The 15464-nt window shown below is 60.8% G+C and carries 13 protein-coding genes; 8 read left to right on the forward strand and 5 right to left on the reverse strand.

Translation table 11 applies throughout. The annotated features are described in order from the left end of the window. Window positions 1-26 precede the first annotated feature (26 nt). The 3 genes from ACIROW_RS15830 to ACIROW_RS15840 all read left to right on the forward strand — a co-directional run bounded on the left by ACIROW_RS15830 (window position 27) and on the right by ACIROW_RS15840 (window position 2371). A complete protein-coding gene (locus ACIROW_RS15830) occupies window positions 27-365 on the forward strand; it encodes a (2Fe-2S) ferredoxin domain-containing protein (protein WP_402277257.1) in 339 nt (112 codons plus the stop codon). Between the two features lie 25 nt (window positions 366-390). Further along, window positions 391-1026, forward strand: a complete 636-nt coding sequence (locus ACIROW_RS15835; protein ID WP_402277259.1) for an alpha/beta hydrolase — start codon at window positions 391-393, stop codon at window positions 1024-1026. A gap of 199 nt (window positions 1027-1225) precedes the next feature. Then, entirely contained in the window at window positions 1226-2371 is a 1146-nt protein-coding gene (locus ACIROW_RS15840) for a D-alanyl-D-alanine carboxypeptidase family protein (protein WP_265214746.1), read from the forward strand. A 130-nt stretch (window positions 2372-2501) separates the two neighbouring features. Here the strand turns inward: ACIROW_RS15840 and ahpF are convergent, their stop codons facing one another. Both ahpF and ahpC read right to left on the reverse strand, forming a co-directional pair. Next, a complete protein-coding gene (ahpF, locus tag ACIROW_RS15845; protein WP_402277261.1) occupies window positions 2502-4097 on the reverse strand; it encodes an alkyl hydroperoxide reductase subunit F in 1596 nt (531 codons plus the stop codon). Window positions 4098-4269: 172 nt separating this feature from the next. Then, a complete protein-coding gene (gene ahpC / locus ACIROW_RS15850) occupies window positions 4270-4833 on the reverse strand; it encodes an alkyl hydroperoxide reductase subunit C (RefSeq protein WP_402277263.1) in 564 nt (187 codons plus the stop codon). A gap of 329 nt (window positions 4834-5162) precedes the next feature. Between ahpC and ACIROW_RS15855 the strand changes: the two genes are divergently transcribed. After that, window positions 5163-5603, forward strand: coding sequence for an acyl-CoA thioesterase (locus ACIROW_RS15855; RefSeq protein ID WP_402277265.1), 441 nt, complete (start codon window positions 5163-5165; stop codon window positions 5601-5603). Between the two features lie 55 nt (window positions 5604-5658). Here ACIROW_RS15855 and ACIROW_RS15860 read toward each other — a convergent pair whose 3' ends face one another. Together ACIROW_RS15860 and ACIROW_RS15865 are read right to left on the reverse strand one after the other, a co-directional pair. After that, a complete protein-coding gene (locus ACIROW_RS15860; protein WP_402277267.1) occupies window positions 5659-7527 on the reverse strand; it encodes a phosphoenolpyruvate carboxykinase (GTP) in 1869 nt (622 codons plus the stop codon). A 472-nt stretch (window positions 7528-7999) separates the two neighbouring features. Continuing rightward, window positions 8000-8884, reverse strand: a complete 885-nt coding sequence (locus tag ACIROW_RS15865; RefSeq protein WP_402277269.1) for a LysR family transcriptional regulator — start codon at window positions 8882-8884, stop codon at window positions 8000-8002. Window positions 8885-9075: 191 nt separating this feature from the next. Here ACIROW_RS15865 and ACIROW_RS15870 point away from each other — a divergent pair, with 191 nt between their 5' ends. After that, window positions 9076-10101, forward strand: coding sequence for a zinc-dependent alcohol dehydrogenase family protein (locus tag ACIROW_RS15870; protein ID WP_402277271.1), 1026 nt, complete (start codon window positions 9076-9078; stop codon window positions 10099-10101). Window positions 10102-10190: 89 nt separating this feature from the next. Next, a complete protein-coding gene (locus ACIROW_RS15875; protein WP_402277273.1) occupies window positions 10191-11177 on the forward strand; it encodes a D-2-hydroxyacid dehydrogenase family protein in 987 nt (328 codons plus the stop codon). On the opposite strand, the gene ACIROW_RS15880 is transcribed toward ACIROW_RS15875, so the two are convergent. Further along, complete coding sequence (locus ACIROW_RS15880) at window positions 11155-11910, reverse strand: L-asparaginase (RefSeq protein WP_402277275.1); 756 nt, start codon at window positions 11908-11910, stop codon at window positions 11155-11157. The genes ACIROW_RS15875 and ACIROW_RS15880 overlap by 23 nt on opposite strands. A 321-nt stretch (window positions 11911-12231) precedes the next feature. On the opposite strand from ACIROW_RS15880, the gene ACIROW_RS15885 reads away from it, so the two are divergent. Both ACIROW_RS15885 and ACIROW_RS15890 read left to right on the forward strand, forming a co-directional pair. Beyond that, window positions 12232-14865 carry a chemotaxis protein CheW gene (locus ACIROW_RS15885; RefSeq protein WP_402277277.1) on the forward strand — a complete coding sequence of 878 codons (2634 nt, stop codon included), beginning with the start codon at window positions 12232-12234 and terminating at the stop codon, window positions 14863-14865. A gap of 79 nt (window positions 14866-14944) precedes the next feature. Then, complete coding sequence (locus ACIROW_RS15890; RefSeq protein WP_402277691.1) at window positions 14945-15442, forward strand: asparaginase domain-containing protein; 498 nt, start codon at window positions 14945-14947, stop codon at window positions 15440-15442. Window positions 15443-15464: the final 22 nt, after the last annotated feature.

Below are 15464 nucleotides of genomic sequence, written 5' to 3' on the forward strand. Positions count from 1 at the left end.
GCCTTTGATCCACTCGGAACCTCGCCATGGCAGATACTCCTGACACCGCCGACAAGCCGTTCTACGAACATCACGTCTTCTTCTGCCTGAACCAGCGCAAGCCGGGCGAGCGTACCTGCTGCGCCGACAAGGGTGCGCAAGCCGCACAGGAACACGCCAAGAAACGCATCAAGCAACTCGGCCTGGCAGGCGAAGGCAAGGTCCGCATCAACAAGGCCGGTTGCCTGGAACGCTGCGAGGAAGGCCCGGTCGTGGTCATCTATCCGCAAGGCACCTGGTACACCTACGTCGACAACGAAGACATCGATGAAATCATCGACTCGCACATCGTCGACGGCAAGATCGTCGACCGCCTCAAAATCTGAATACGCCCCCTAGACGCTTAAACGCATGAACGCACAAACACAAGCCTTTCTGATCCCCGGCGCCGTCGGCCAGCTGGAATGCGCACTGGACCTGCCCGATCCCGAGCAGTTCGCCGCGCCGCGCGGCCTCGCACTGGTGGCCCATCCACATCCGTTGTATGGCGGCACCATGGACAACAAGGTTGCACAGACGCTGGCGCGCTCGTTCCTGGCGCTGGGTTACGCCACGGTGCGCATGAATTTCCGCGGCGTCGGCAAGTCCGAAGGCGTGCATGACCACGGCAATGGCGAAACCGACGACATGGCGCTGCTGCTGGCGCACATGCGCACGCAATATCCCGATCTGCCGCTGGCGCTGGGCGGTTTCTCGTTCGGCACTTTCGTGCAGGCGCAGTTGCAGCAGCGTCTGATCGCAGCAGGCACACCGGCCGAGCGGCTGGCCCTGGTCGGCACCGCCGCCGGCAAGTGGCCGATGCCGCCGGTCCCGGCCGACACCATCCTGATCCACGGCGAGCTGGATGACACGATTCCGCTCACGGCGGTGCTGGACTGGGCGCGCCCGCAAGAGCTGCCCGTCATCGTGATTCCCGGCGCGGATCACTTTTTTCACCGCAAGTTGCAACATATCAAGAACCTGATAGTCCAACTCTGGCATCGCTGATTCCAGCCCCATGGTCCTACCGCGAGGTCGTCAGCCGGCCTCTCGCTACGGACCATGAGACCGGAATACTCTGCAAGCCGACGCCGCACAGCCTTGTTGTCAGGCTCGGCGTTTATAATCCCGGTGCGATGTTCACTCATCTCTTTTCAAACGACAGTCCCGCATGCAGTCCGGCGGGACACATTTTTTACACCCGAAGATGAAAAAACTACTCGCGGCCATTGCCGCAACCGTCCTGAGCTTCTCGGCAGCCGCCCAGAGCCTTCCACCTCCTAGCGTCGCCGCCAAATCGTGGCTGTTGCTGGATGCGTCGAGCAACCAGATCATCGCGTCGCAGGAAGCCGACACGCGCGTCGAACCGGCGTCGCTGGTCAAGCTGATGACTGCTTACCTGGCGTTCGCCGCCGTGCGCGACAAGCGCCTCGACCTGAACCAGGAAATCAGCGTCTCGGTCAACGCCTGGAAAGTCGATCCGAGCAGCTCCAAGATGTTCATCGAGCCGAACAAGCCGGTCTCGGTCAACAACCTGCTGTACGGCCTGATCTCGGTCTCCGGCAATGACGCCGCCGTGGCGCTGTCCGAAGCCGTCTCCGGCACCACCGACGCCTTCGTCGTGCTGATGAACCGCGAAGCGCAACGCCAAGGTCTGACCGGCACTCACTTCAGCAACCCGCACGGTTTGCCGAGCCCGGATACGTACACGACCGCGCGCGACCTGGCGATCCTGTGCCGCAACCTGATCAACGACTTCCCCGACTTCTACAAAACCTATTACTCGGTCAAGAAGTTCACCTATAACAACATCACCCAGCCCAACCGCAACCGCCTGCTGTGGCTCGACCCGACCGTCGACGGCATGAAGACCGGCCACACCGACAGCGCCGGCTATTCGCTGATCACCTCGGCCAAGCGTCCGGTCGCCAACGGCGAGCGCCGCCTGATTTCGGTGGTCATCGGCACCGTGTCCGACCAGGTCCGCACGCAGGAAAGCCAGAAGCTGCTGAACTGGGGCTTCCAGAATTTCGACGCCGTGAAGCTGTACAGCAAGGGCCAGGCCGTCGATACGCCTGACGTCTGGAAGGGTTCGCAAGGCAAGATCAAGATCGGCTTCATGCGCGACGTCTACGTGACCGTGCCGAAGGGCACCGCCGACAAGATCAAGCCGCGCGTTGAACGCAACGATCCGCTGATCGCGCCGATTTCGGAAAACGCCAAGGTCGGTACATTGAAGATCATGATCGACGACAAGGCCGTCACCGAATTGCCGCTGGTGGCGCTGGAATCGGTGGGTCCGGCCGGCATCTTCGGCCGCGCTTGGGATTCGCTGCGTTTGCTGTTCAAGTGAACATTCGGCCGGGCGTGACCTGCGGGTTGCGTCCATAAAAAAAAGCCACCGCGAGGTGGCTTTTTTTACGGCCGTCCGCCGAAGGGGCGACGGATGACCGGCTTGCAACTACTGATTTTCAACTGATTGATTACGCTGTCACTGCTTCCTTGGCGGCGACCGGTGCTTCTTCCGGCGCCGAGCTGCGGATCAGGTGATCGAAGGCGCTCAATGCCGCCTTGGAACCTTCACCGACCGCGATCACGATCTGCTTGTACGGCACGGTGGTCACGTCGCCGGCAGCAAACACGCCGGGAATCGATGTCTGGCCCTTGGCGTCGATTTCGATTTCGCCATGCTTGGACAGTGCCACTGTACCCTTCAGCCATTCGGTGTTCGGCACCAGGCCGATCTGGACGAAGACGCCTTCCAGCTCGATGTGCTTCACTTCACCGCTGACACGCTCCTTGTAGCTGATGCCGTTGACCTTCTTGCCGTCGCCGGTGATTTCGCTGGTTTGCGCCGAAGTGATGACGGTAACGTTGGGCAGGCTCTTGAGCTTGCGCACCAGCACGGCATCGGCCTTCAGTTCCGCGGCGAATTCCAGCAGCGTGACATGGCTGACGATGCCGGCCAGGTCGATTGCGGCTTCGACGCCGGAATTGCCGCCGCCGATCACCGACACGCGCTTGCCCTTGAACAGCGGACCGTCGCAGTGCGGGCAGTACGCCACACCGTGGTTGCGATATTCGTCCTCGCCCGGCACGTTGACTTGCCTCCAGCGTGCGCCGGTCGACAAGATCACAGTCTTGCCCTTCAGCACGCCGCCGTTGGCCAGCCTGACTTCGATCAGGCCATTGCCCGGCACGAGTGCTTCGGCGCGTTGCGTGTTCATGATGTCGACGTCGTAGCTGCGCACGTGTTGTTCCAGCGCGGTGGCGAATTGCGGACCTTCGGTTTCCTTGACGGAGACGAAGTTTTCAATCGCCAGCGTATCCAGCACCTGGCCGCCGAAACGTTCGGCGACAACGCCGGTGCGGATGCCCTTGCGCGCTGCATAGATCGCCGCTGCGGCGCCGGCAGGACCGCCGCCGACGATCAGCACGTCATAAGCTTCTTTCGCGCTCAGTTCCTCTCCCTTGCGGGCGGCGGCGCCGGTGTCGAGCTTGGCGAGGATTTCTTCCACGCCGGTACGGCCCTGGCCGAACACTTCACCATTCATGTAGACGGTCGGCACGGCCATGATCTGGCGTTTTTCGACTTCGTCCTGGAACAGTGCGCCGTCCACCGTCACCGAGCGGATGCGCGGATTGATGATCGACATCACGTTGAGCGCCTGCACGACTTCCGGGCAGTTCTGGCAGGTCAGCGAGATATAGGTTTCAAAGCTGTAATCGCCATCCAGGTTGCGGATCTGTTCGATCACTTTGTCGTCGAGCTTGATGGGGTGGCCGCCGACTTGCAGCAGCGCCAGCACCAGCGACGTAAATTCGTGGCCCATCGGGATACCGGCGAATTGCACGCTGATATCGGTACCGGGGCGATTCAATGAAAAGGATGGCTTGCGCGCGGCGTGATCGTTGCGTTCAACGAGCGTGATGCGCTCGGACAGCGTAACGATTTCCTGCAGCAGCTCCTGCAACTCACGGGACTTGGCGCCATCATCCAGCGACGCGACGATCTCGATAGGCTGCGTGACCTTTTCCAGGTAGGCTTTCAATTGGGCTTTGAGATTGGCATCCAACATGATGATTTCCACTTTCCTCTGATGTGAGACTTCAATATTGTCCGGACTCCGCCGCTCGGCCTCGTGAGCTCTGCGGCGTTGCTTGCGCCGAATCCGGACGGGTGCTTCAGTTTTTGTTTCTGTACTTCTTGATCACTGCATGATCACTGCATTAAATCGCGCTGCGATTTAATTAGATCTTGCCGACCAGGTCGAGCGATGGCTTGAGGGTCTCAGCGCCTTCAGTCCACTTTGCTGGGCAAACTTCACCTGGGTGCGAAGCAACGTATTGCGCTGCCTTGACCTTGCGCAGCAGTTCGGAAGCGTCGCGGCCGATACCGTTGTCATGGATTTCCAGGATCTTGATCTGGCCTTCCGGATTGATCACGAAAGTACCGCGCAGCGCCAGACCTTCTTCTTCGATCAGGACTTCGAAGTTGCGAGCCAGTGTTGTGGTTGGGTCGCCGACCAGTGGGTATTGGACTTTCTTGATGGCTTCCGAAGTGTCGTGCCATGCCTTGTGCGCGAAATGGGTGTCGGTCGACACGCCGTAGATTTCCACGCCCAGTTTCTTGAATTCAGCGTAGTTGTCGGCCAGGTCTTCCAATTCTGTCGGGCAGACGAAAGTAAAGTCAGCTGGGTAGAACACGAACACGGACCACTTGCCCTTCAGGGTTGCTTCGGAGATGTCGACGAATTTGCCGTCGTGGTAAGCAGTTGCCTTGAATGGCTTGATTGTCGTATTGATCAGGGACATTGCTATTTCCTTTACTTGGGGTTGAAAGAGAGTGAAGCCATAGTAAAGCGCCTCTATATATTAATCAAATTTATTTGTTTAATACTTTTGATTGCATTTGACTATCGGCATTCGTACAGAACGGCTTGCCGGTATGACAAGGGACAAGCTGCATATGGGCGCCAAAGCGCCGGATGCAAGCGCCGGCTTGCTGCATGGGCACTGCTGATCGCTTACACTGCCGGCTCACCGTTCGATTGAAATCAGGAGACGGGGTTCGTTCCCGCCGCAATATTACTTCAGCACGGCAACATGCGTGCGACCTGGCAAAACACCGAGGCAAAAATACGATGACCAGCAAACCGACCGCTTCCCGCCGCGCCGACTATCCTCATTTCCACCCCCTGCAGACGCGCTGGATGGACAACGATGTCTACGGCCACGTCAACAACGTCGTGTATTACAGCTGGTTTGACACGGCCGTGAATCATTTCCTGATGGCAAGCAAGGCGCTCGACATTCCCGACGGCGACGTCATCGGCCTGGTCATTGAAACCCAGTGCAATTATTTCGCCCCTGTCAGCTTCCCGGACTTGGTCCATGTCGGCGTGCGCGTGGCCAGCGTGGGCAACTCCAGCGTGCGTTACGAGGTGGGAATTTTCCGCGAGGGCGACGACACGGCCGCAGCGCAGGGACACTTCATCCACGTCTACGTCGACGCGGCGACACGACGACCGGTGACGGTGCCGGAGCACATGCGCGCGGTGCTGCACACTATCTTGCGGACATAAAAAAACGGCCATCGAAAGATGGCCGTTTTTCCTTGGCGGTGCACAACGTCACTGATTACGCCGCCAGCTTCTTCTCCAGCGCCACCTTCACTTCCACCAGCTCGCGCGGCAGATTGTGCTTGAGCTTGTCGAACAGCTCGGTGTGCAGCTCGACTTCCTTGGCCCAGGCCGCCTTGTCGATCGAGGTGATCGTGGCGAACTGTTCCGGCGTGAAATCGATGCCGTCCCATTGCAGATCTTCGTAACGCGGCGACACGCCGAAGATGTGTGGAACGCCGCCGACGCGCACGCCTTGCGGGTCTTCGATGCGTTCCAGCATCCACTTCAGCACGCGCATGTTGTCGCCGAAGCCTGGCCAGACGAACTTGCCGTCGGCGTCGGTGCGGAACCAGTTGACGCAGTAGATCTTCGGCAGTTCGGCGGGCGAAGCGGCGATCTTGCGACCGAGGTTCAGCCAGTGCTGGAAGTAGTCGCTCATGTTGTAGCCGGCGAACGGCAGCATCGCGAACGGATCGCGGCGCACCACGCCTTGCTGGCCGACCGCGGCTGCGGTGGTTTCAGAACCCATGGTCGCAGCCATGTAGACGCCTTCGACCCAGTTGCGCGCTTCGGTCACCAGCGGCACGGTGGTCGAACGGCGACCGCCGAAGATGAAGGCCGAAATCGGCACCCCGGCCGGGTCATCCCAGGCTGTGTCGATCACAGGGTTTTGTGTCGCGGCGACGGTGAAACGCGCGTTCGGGTGCGCTGCCTTGCGGCCGGTTTCCTTGGCGATTTCCGGTGTCCAGTCCTTGCCTTGCCAGTCGACCAGATGCGCAGGCGCTTCCTTGGTCATGCCTTCCCACCAGACGTCGCCGTCGTCGGTCAGCGCGACGTTGGTGAAGATGGTGTTGGCGCGCAGCGAAGCCATGCAGTTGAAGTTGGTCTTTTCATTGGTGCCTGGGGCCACGCCGAAATAACCCGCTTCCGGATTGATCGCGTACAGGCGACCGTCTTCACCCGGTTTGATCCAGGCGATGTCGTCGCCGATGGTAGTGACTTTCCAGCCGTCGAAGGACTTCGGCGGAATCAGCATGGCGAAGTTGGTCTTGCCGCAGGCCGATGGGAAAGCCGCTGCGACGTAGTGCTTTTTACCCTCAGGAGATTCGACGCCGAGGATCAGCATGTGTTCGGCCAGCCAGCCCTGGTCGCGGCCCATGGTCGACGCAATGCGCAGCGCGAAGCATTTCTTGCCCAGCAGCGCATTGCCGCCGTAGCCGGAACCGTAGGACCAGATTTCGCGAGTCTCGGGATAATGGACGATGTACTTGGTCGGGTTGCATGGCCAGGCGACGTCTTTCTGGCCGGCTTGCAATGGTGCACCAACGGTATGCACGCAAGGTACGAAATCGCCGTCGGCGCCCAGCACGTCATACACGGCCTTGCCCATGCGGGTCATGATGCGCATGTTCACCGCAACGTAAGGCGAATCGGACAGCTCGACGCCGATGTGGGCGATCGGCGAACCCAGCGGGCCCATCGAGAACGGCACCACATACAAAGTGCGGCCGCGCATGCTGCCATCGAACAAACCGTTGAGGGTCGTGCGCATTTCGGCAGGGTCGGTCCAGTTGTTGGTCGGGCCGGCGTCATCCTTGTTCTTGGAGCAGATGAAGGTGCGGTCTTCCACGCGCGCCACGTCCGACGGATCGGAACAGGCCAGATAGCTGTTCGGGCGCTTGTCCTGGTTCAGCTTCTTCATGGTGCCGGCGGCGACCATTTCAGCGCACAGGCGGTCGTACTCTTCCTGCGAACCGTCGCACCAGTAGATGCTTTCCGGCTTGGTCAGCGCGGCGATCTCGGCGACCCAGTTGATCAGTTTTTGGTGTTTGACGAAAGCGGGGGCGTTCAATGCGGCGACGCCTTCCATGACAGGTTGATTCATAAACACTACCTCCAATGCCTAAAGTTAAATCGAATTCGTTGGCACGGCAGGATCGTCGTTGCATGCAGCCGGCGAGGCGGGTGGCGCCATCAGCCGGTGGTACGGCGGTCTTGTCGAATGCTTCAGGCCTCGCCTGAAACCATCCATAAAATCAGGCGCGAAAGATTGTTCCGCAGCAGCCGACTTTATGAAAATCAGGCGGCGATTGTACACCCGTACCCTGCTTGTTTGTAGTGAAAAGTAACCGACTAATGTAGTAGGAAATACGCTTTTAACGCGATTGTGTTTTTTCATTACGAAGCAGCGCAGCAAAAGGGCTTTGCTTGCCTGAGCCTTACTGAATGGACATTTCGTGCGGGTCAAAGTGCCACAGGACAAACGGCCGACATGGCGTCAGCAATTCACCGACATTGCTGCGCAGCAGCCCCGAAAGTTGGACCTCCGGCAACAATTTTCCGCTGTAGAGATCACCTTAGAACACGCAGGCGACGAAATCGACAAAAGCCTTGATCTTGGCCGCGCGATGGTTCTTTTGCTGGACCAGCACCGAGACATCCGGCCCCGGCGCCAGCCAGTCCGGCAACAACGGCACCAGTTCGCCGCTGCGCACCGGCGGGATCAGCGACACCGACATTTGCTGGACGATGCCGCAACCGGCCTTGGCCGCTTCGATGAGCGACTCGACGTGGTCCATCGCCAGCGCGCCCTTGGGCACGTAGCTATGGCTTTCCTTGCCCTTGCTGAACTGCCAGGGCCGCACCATGCGCGATTTCGGATTGAGGAAGCCCAGGCAAGGGAAATCGGCCAGCTCCTGCGGCGTCTTCGGCACGCCATGGCGCGCGACGAATTCAGGCGAGGCGCAGCACATGTAGCTGGTCTTGAAGACGGTTTTGGCGATCAGGTTGGAATCAGGCAGGTCGCCGATGCGGATCAGCACATCCACGCCCTCTTCCACCATGTCGATCATGCGGTCGCCCACCGTGATCTTGAGTGCGATGTCGGGATACTGCGCGAGGAACTGCGGCAGCGCCGGTGCAATGTACTGGCGGCTGATCACGCTGGGCATGTCGACGCGCAGCGTGCCGGCCGGCAGCGCCTGCGATTGCATCATGCTGCCTTCCAGGTCGCTCATGCCGCCCAGCAGCAGCAAGGCCTGCTCGTAACAGCGGCGCCCCTCTTCCGTCAGCGACATGCTGCGCGTGGTGCGGTTGAGCAGCTTGGCGCGGAAATGCGTCTCCAGCGCCGACACCTGGTTGGTCACTGATGAGGTCGAAATCCCGAGCCGGTCCGCCGCACGACTGAAACCGCCGGCCTCGACGACGTTGCAAAACACTTTCAGGGCATCCAGGCGGTCCATGTTTGCTGTTCTTCTCCGGCGTATGAGGGATGACGAATGAGGATTCGTGGGTGCTGCCGATTATCCACGTTTTCACCATTCTGTATTGCCGTCTGCCCCGTTTTTCTCAGGCCTTTCCGTCTCTAGACTTGCTTCATCGCTGCAAACAAGAACGCGGCGTCACTCATCCACAGACTCAGAAAGGAAACGCCATGACCACCGCATCCTCCAATACCTCCAACGCGTCCTCCATGACCGCAGTACTGCTGCGCGCCCATGGCGCACCGCTGCAAAGCACCAGCATTGATCGCCCCGTTGCCGGCGCGGGCCAGGTGCTGGTGCGCATCCGCGCGGCCGGACTCAATCCGCTCGACGCCAAGATCCGCGCCGGCAAGGCCGGACATGCGCACGCGCAGTTGCCTGCCGTGCTCGGCATCGACATGGCCGGCGTGGTCGAAGCGATCGGTTCCGGCGTGTCCGGCTTCAACGTCGGCGACGAGGTCTACGGCATGACCGGCGGCGTCGGCAGAGTACAAGGTTCGTTGGCCCAATTCGCGGCCGTCGACGCCGCCCTGCTGGCGCACACGCCAGCCAACGTCGGCATGCGTGAAGCCGCCGCGCTGCCGCTGATCTTCATCACCGCCTGGGAAGGTCTGGTTGATCGCGCCCATGTGCGCAGCGGCCAGAAAGTATTGGTGCACGGCGGCGCCGGCGGCGTCGGCCACGTTGCGGCGCAGATCGCCAGGGCCTTCGGCGCCGACGTCTACGCCACCGGTTCGGCCGAGCAGCGCGACGTCATTACCGGCTACGGCGCCACTTTCATTGATTACCGCACCGCCACGGTGGAACAATACGTGCAGCAATACACAGCCGGCGAAGGCTTCGACATCGTCTACGACACCGTCGGCGGCGCCACGCTGGACGCCTCCTTCATCGCGGCGAAACGCTACCACGGCCACGTCGTCAGCTGTCTCGGCTGGGGCACACATGCCCTGGCGCCGCTGTCATTCCGCGCCGCGACTTACTCGGGCGTGTTCACGTTGATGCCGCTGCTGACCGGCAAGGGTCGCGCCCATCATGGCGAGATCATGGAGCAAGCCACCAAGCTGATTGAAGCCGGCAAGATCGTGGTGCAGGTCGATCCGCGTCGCTTCGGCTTCGACCAGACCGATGCCGCTTACGACGTCATCGATGCAGGCGGTGCGCGCGGCAAGCTGGTGATTGAGATTCCAGCCTGAGCATTCGCCCTTTGCAGGGAGGCGGCAAAAATCCGGCGGGCGTTTTATGATGTGGTTTTCCCCAACACCAACCGCCTTCCGGAGACCACATGAAGATCGCCATCCTCGACGACTACCAGGACAGCGTCCGCCAACTCGACTGCTTCAAGCTGCTGGACGGCCATGACGTCAAGGTATTCAACAACACCGTGCGCGGCGCCGGCCAGCTGGTCGCGCGCCTGGCGCCGTTCGACGCGCTGGTGCTGATCCGCGAACGCACCGTCTTCACCAAAGCCATCCTCGAAAAACTCCCGGCGTTGAAGCTGATTTCGCAAACCGGCAAGATCAGCGGCCACGTCGATGTCGCCGCCGCCACCGCGCAGCGCATCGCCATCGTCGAAGGCGTCGGCGACCCGACCGCGCCGGCCGAACTGACCTGGGCGCTGATCATGGCGGCCGCACGCCGCATCCCGCAATACACCGCCAACCTCAAGGCCGGCCTCTGGCAGCAAGTCTCGGCCGCGCCGGAACGCAATCCCATCGGCGTCGCCCTCAAGGGCCGCACGCTCGGCATCTGGGGTTACGGAAAAATCGGGCGCATGGTGGCCAGCTACGGCAAAGCCTTCGGCATGAAGATCGTGGTGTGGGGACGCGAGGCCAGCCTGGAGCAGGCGCAGAAAGACGGCTACACCGCCGCGGCCAGCAAGGAAGAATTTTTTTCGACGGCGGACTTCGTCTCGGTGCACCTGCGCCTCAACGACGCCACGCGCGGCATCGTCAACGCGCAAGACCTGGCGCAGATGAAGCCGAGCGCCACCTTCATCAACACCAGCCGCGCCGAACTGGTGGCGAGCGGCGCACTGGAAGCAGCGCTGCAGCAGGGCCGTCCTGGCTTCGCCGGTCTCGACGTGTTCGAAACCGAACCGCTGCCGCAGGACTCGCCGCTGCTGCGCATGGACAACGTGGTGGCCACGCCGCATCTCGGCTATGTGGAAAAAGACGGCTACGAGTTGTACTTCCGCGCGGCCTTCCAGAACATCGTCGACTTCGCCAACGGCGCGCCGAAGAACGTCCTCAATCCTGAGGCGTTGGCCTGACGCGCACCGGCGTCGGCGGCGCATACTGCAGATGCTGAGCGTGCGACACCTTCCATAGATGCAGCCAGCCGGGCGGCCATGGCAGCGGCGACCCGGCGTACGGCTCCACTCCCCTGCGCACGGCGATGACCGGCAAATGTTCCGGCATCGATCCGGCGTGATCCCATCCCATGCTATACGCATGATGCGGCAACAGCGCATCGCACACCGCCGCAAACCACGCCGTGTGATCCTCATCGCGTCCGAGCGCCTGCGCAAGTCCCTGCGGATCGAATTGCGCCAGTGCGCTGGCGAGATCCTGGGCGCTCGCGCCGGGCGTATCGCCCCAGCCGAAAATCGGATTGAAATTGTAGTCCGCGCCCGAGCCGTACCAGCCTTCGCGCCACGGCCGTTCATTCCAATGACGCGGCCCCGCGAACAAATGCCAGCGCCAGTGCAGGCCCGAAGGCTTGGGCCAGCTGTACAGATACAAGCGTTGATAACCGGCCGCGTGCAACTCGCGCACCATCGCCATCAGGCGCGCATGCGGCATGCGGTCGGGCGGCTGGCGGCGGAACATGATCGGCGTACCGTCGGCATGCTGCACTTCATCGGATGACAGATTCAAATCGAGCGTGCGCACCTCGCTGCCGAAGCGCGCAGAAATCCATCCCGTCAGCAAGTTGACGGAGACGATGACGCCATAGCCGCGATGGCGATGGAAGATGACGGTGCCGGGAGCAATCGGTTTCATGTCTCGATTTTATCCAACTATCAAAAACCTGACCGGGCAGCATTAGCGATCAGCGCGTACGCAATGAGCGATTCAGAAAAATAATTCGCCGCGCAGTTCCCGCTACGACAAAAAACGTCTTTACAATTTCCACGCGGAAATTATTGAAAGTCAATCTGCATGCGGCTTTGCGGACGATCTTGTAGACAACATGCATATCGTTTTACCAATAGAATGCGTGGCACGCAATTTGCGTAATAACAACTGAGTGCCGACATTAATTACTAAATATAAGTGCGGCGCGGACAAGTTCTTGCGGGCTTCTTCAATAAAAGGGACAACATGACTGAACACGTAGCGATTCAAACCGAAACCTTCCTGCCGTACATGCGCGACGTCACCAAATGCGAACAGTCGCTGCAGGAACTGAATCTGATGTGGCGTGTGATTGAAGCCTCGGCAAAAATGAATTGCCCCAGTGAAGCCAAGACCATCCTGCCGACCATGGCGGCAACGCGCACCGGCTTCAGCCGTCTGGAACGCGAGCTGGTGGTCAGCCTGGTCCAGGAAAAAGTCCGCAACGTGCTCACCGAAATCGGCACCAAGGCGCAGTACGTGATCGACATCGTGGTGCGCAATCTGTTCGAGCGCACCGCCGACGTCGGCTTCCTCGCCACTGATCGCGAACTGTGCAATTTTGTCGCCGGCGTCACTGACGGCCCCGACAGCGTGGAGGCGATCCGTTATCGCCTGCGCCAGTACCGCGATAAATACACCGTCTACGACGAGATCATGCTGCTTGACACCGAAGGCAACGTGCTGGTGCAGATCGATCCGGCCACACCGCTGGAACACAGCGCCGATGCGCTGATCGCCGAGACGCTCAACTCCGACACTTATGTGGAGACCTTCCGCTTCAGCGACCTGCGTCCCGGCAAGGAACGTGCACTGATTTATTCGCGTCGCATGCAGCATCCCCAAACTGGTGCGGTAGTCGGCATCCTGTGCCTGTGCTTCCATTTCGAAGAAGAAATGGCCGGCATCTTCTCGTCGCATCGTGACGCCGAAGCGCGCTCCAACATGCTGCTGCTGGACGCCGACAACCGCGTCATCGCCAGCGCCGATAAATTGTGGATCCCGGTCGGCACCGAAGTGCCGGTCAATCGCGACGGCAACGCCGCGCTGATGCTGTTCTGCGGCCGCGAATATCTGGTCCGTACGGTGTCCTCCGACGGCTATCAGGGCTATCCCGGTCCGAGCGGCTGGCAAGGTCAGGTGATGATTCCGGTCGAAGTGGCCTTCAGCGGCGTCATCAGCGACGTGCTCACCAAGCTGTCGCCCGAGATTGCCGAAGGCCTGCTGTCGCACGCGCATTCATTCTGCCCGCCGCTGTACGACATCATGACCGCCGCCAAGACCATCCAGCGCATCGTCTGGAACGGCCAGGTCATGACCGCGGGCCAACGCGGCGAAATGCTCAAGCTCAAGACCATCCTCGACCAGATCAGCGAGACCGGCAATCGCAGCAACGAGTTGTTCGCGCAATCGATTCATGACCTCTACCAAACCGTACTGGTGTCGGGCATGCGCGATGCCGAGTTCACCACCAGCCTGCTGGTAGACCTGCTCGATCGCAATCTCTACGAGCGCTCCGACGATTGCCGCTGGTGGGCGCTCACGCCGGAACTGCGCAGCGCGCTGGCGCAACCGGCGCAGGACCAGGCCACGGTCGAGAAGATGACCAATATCCTCGCCTACATCAATGGCCTGTATACCGTCTACACGCGCATCTTCGTCTACGACCGCCATGGCCGTATCATCGCCAGCACCGGCGACAACGCGGCCGACATTATTGGCAGCGACATCGACGAAGACAGCCTGCGCCAGGTGCTGTCGCTGCGCACGCAGCAGCAGTACTACGTCAGCGCCTTCACGCCGAGTGCGCTGTACGACGGCAAGGACACCTACATTTATCACGCAGCGATCCGCGATCTCGAGAACGAAGCCGTGGTGGTCGGCGGCATCGGCATCGTGTTCGACTCGATGCCGGAGTTTTCCAACATGCTCTCCAGCGGCATTACCGCCAAGAAGAATATGAAGGCTTTCTACATTGATCGCAATGCACGCATCATCTCGACCACTGACAGCGCGCGCAGCGTCGGCGAGACGCTGGACATCGATCCGGCGCTGCTGACCATCGCCAACGGCGGCCGTGCGTCGCAGGTCGCGGTGCACGACGGCGAATATGCCATCGTCGCCTGCTCGGTATCAAACGGCTATCGTGAATTCAAGGTCAGCGACGGTTACCAGGAAGACGTCATCGCGGTGGTATTCGAATCCTTCGGCGCGGTGCAAGGCGCAGGTTCGCAAACCGACGGCCGCCAATACCTGCTCGAAACCGATCCGACCATCACCGACGGCAACGAATACGCCACCTTCTTCAGCGACCACAACCTGTTCGCCATCTCTGCCGCCCACGTGGTGGAAGCGGTGCCGTTCAGCGAAGTGCTACCCACCTCGATGGGCTCGCGGCCGGAACAGATCGGCGTGCTCAACCTGCGGCGCGATGACGGCGACGGCAAGCGCAAGGAATTCGTCTGGGTGTTCGACCTTGGCCAGATGATGCGCGGCACCCGCTCCGCCGTCAGCGGCAGCAGCCAGGTGATGATCGTGCGCGAAGGCGAACACACAATCGGCTTGCTGGTCGATGAGCTGCACGCCGTGCCGCAGTTCAATCCTGCCCAGATCATGCACACGCCGTTCGCGATGCAGGGTGCATCGATGCTGGTGACCCAGGTGATCAAGGCCAACAACGGCCAGTTGCTGATCCAGGCGATCGACGTCGAGCGTTTGTTCGCGCTGTTGATCGACGGCCAGATAGCGATGCCGCCCGAGCTTGTGGAAGCTGCCGCGCAATCGGCAGCCCCGGTAGTCGCAGCTGACGGCAAACGCACGGTAGAGCTGCTGGCAGCGTAATCAAGAGTTGATTTGCACGGGCCGCCGGTAGCGTGATGTGGGGTATGATGGCTGGGACTTTTTCTGATTTTCCATGATCATGACTTTACGCATCATCGCCACCGGCGGCACCTTCGACAAGCAATACGACGAGCTCGCCGGCCAGCTTGTTTTCGCCAACAGCCACCTGCCCGAGGTCATCGCGCGTGCACGCCTGACCGTTCCCGCCACGCTGGAAGAACTGCCGCTGCTCGATTCGCTCGACATGCAGGACATCGACCGGCGCCGCGTGCTCGCCTCATGCGACCGCTCGGAAGAAAACGCCATCGTCGTCATCCACGGCACCGACACCATGCAGGACACCGCACGCGTGCTCGGCGCGGCGCAACTGGCCAAGACCATCGTACTGACCGGCGCCATGATTCCTTACGCCATCCACGGCTCGGATGCGCAATTCAATTTCGGCTTCGCCTGCGGCGTGGCGCAGCTGCTGCCGCACGGCGTGTATGTCGCGATGAACGGGCGCGTATTTGCCTGGGATAAAGTAGTGAAGAATCGCGGCGCAGGCGTGTTCGAAGAGATCGAAACGGAAGACTGAGGGCATCTCACCGGAGGAGACA

The organism is Herbaspirillum sp. NPDC101397 (genome assembly GCF_044767325.1).
In the GTDB taxonomy this organism is placed as follows: Bacteria; Pseudomonadota; Gammaproteobacteria; order Burkholderiales; family Burkholderiaceae_D; genus Herbaspirillum.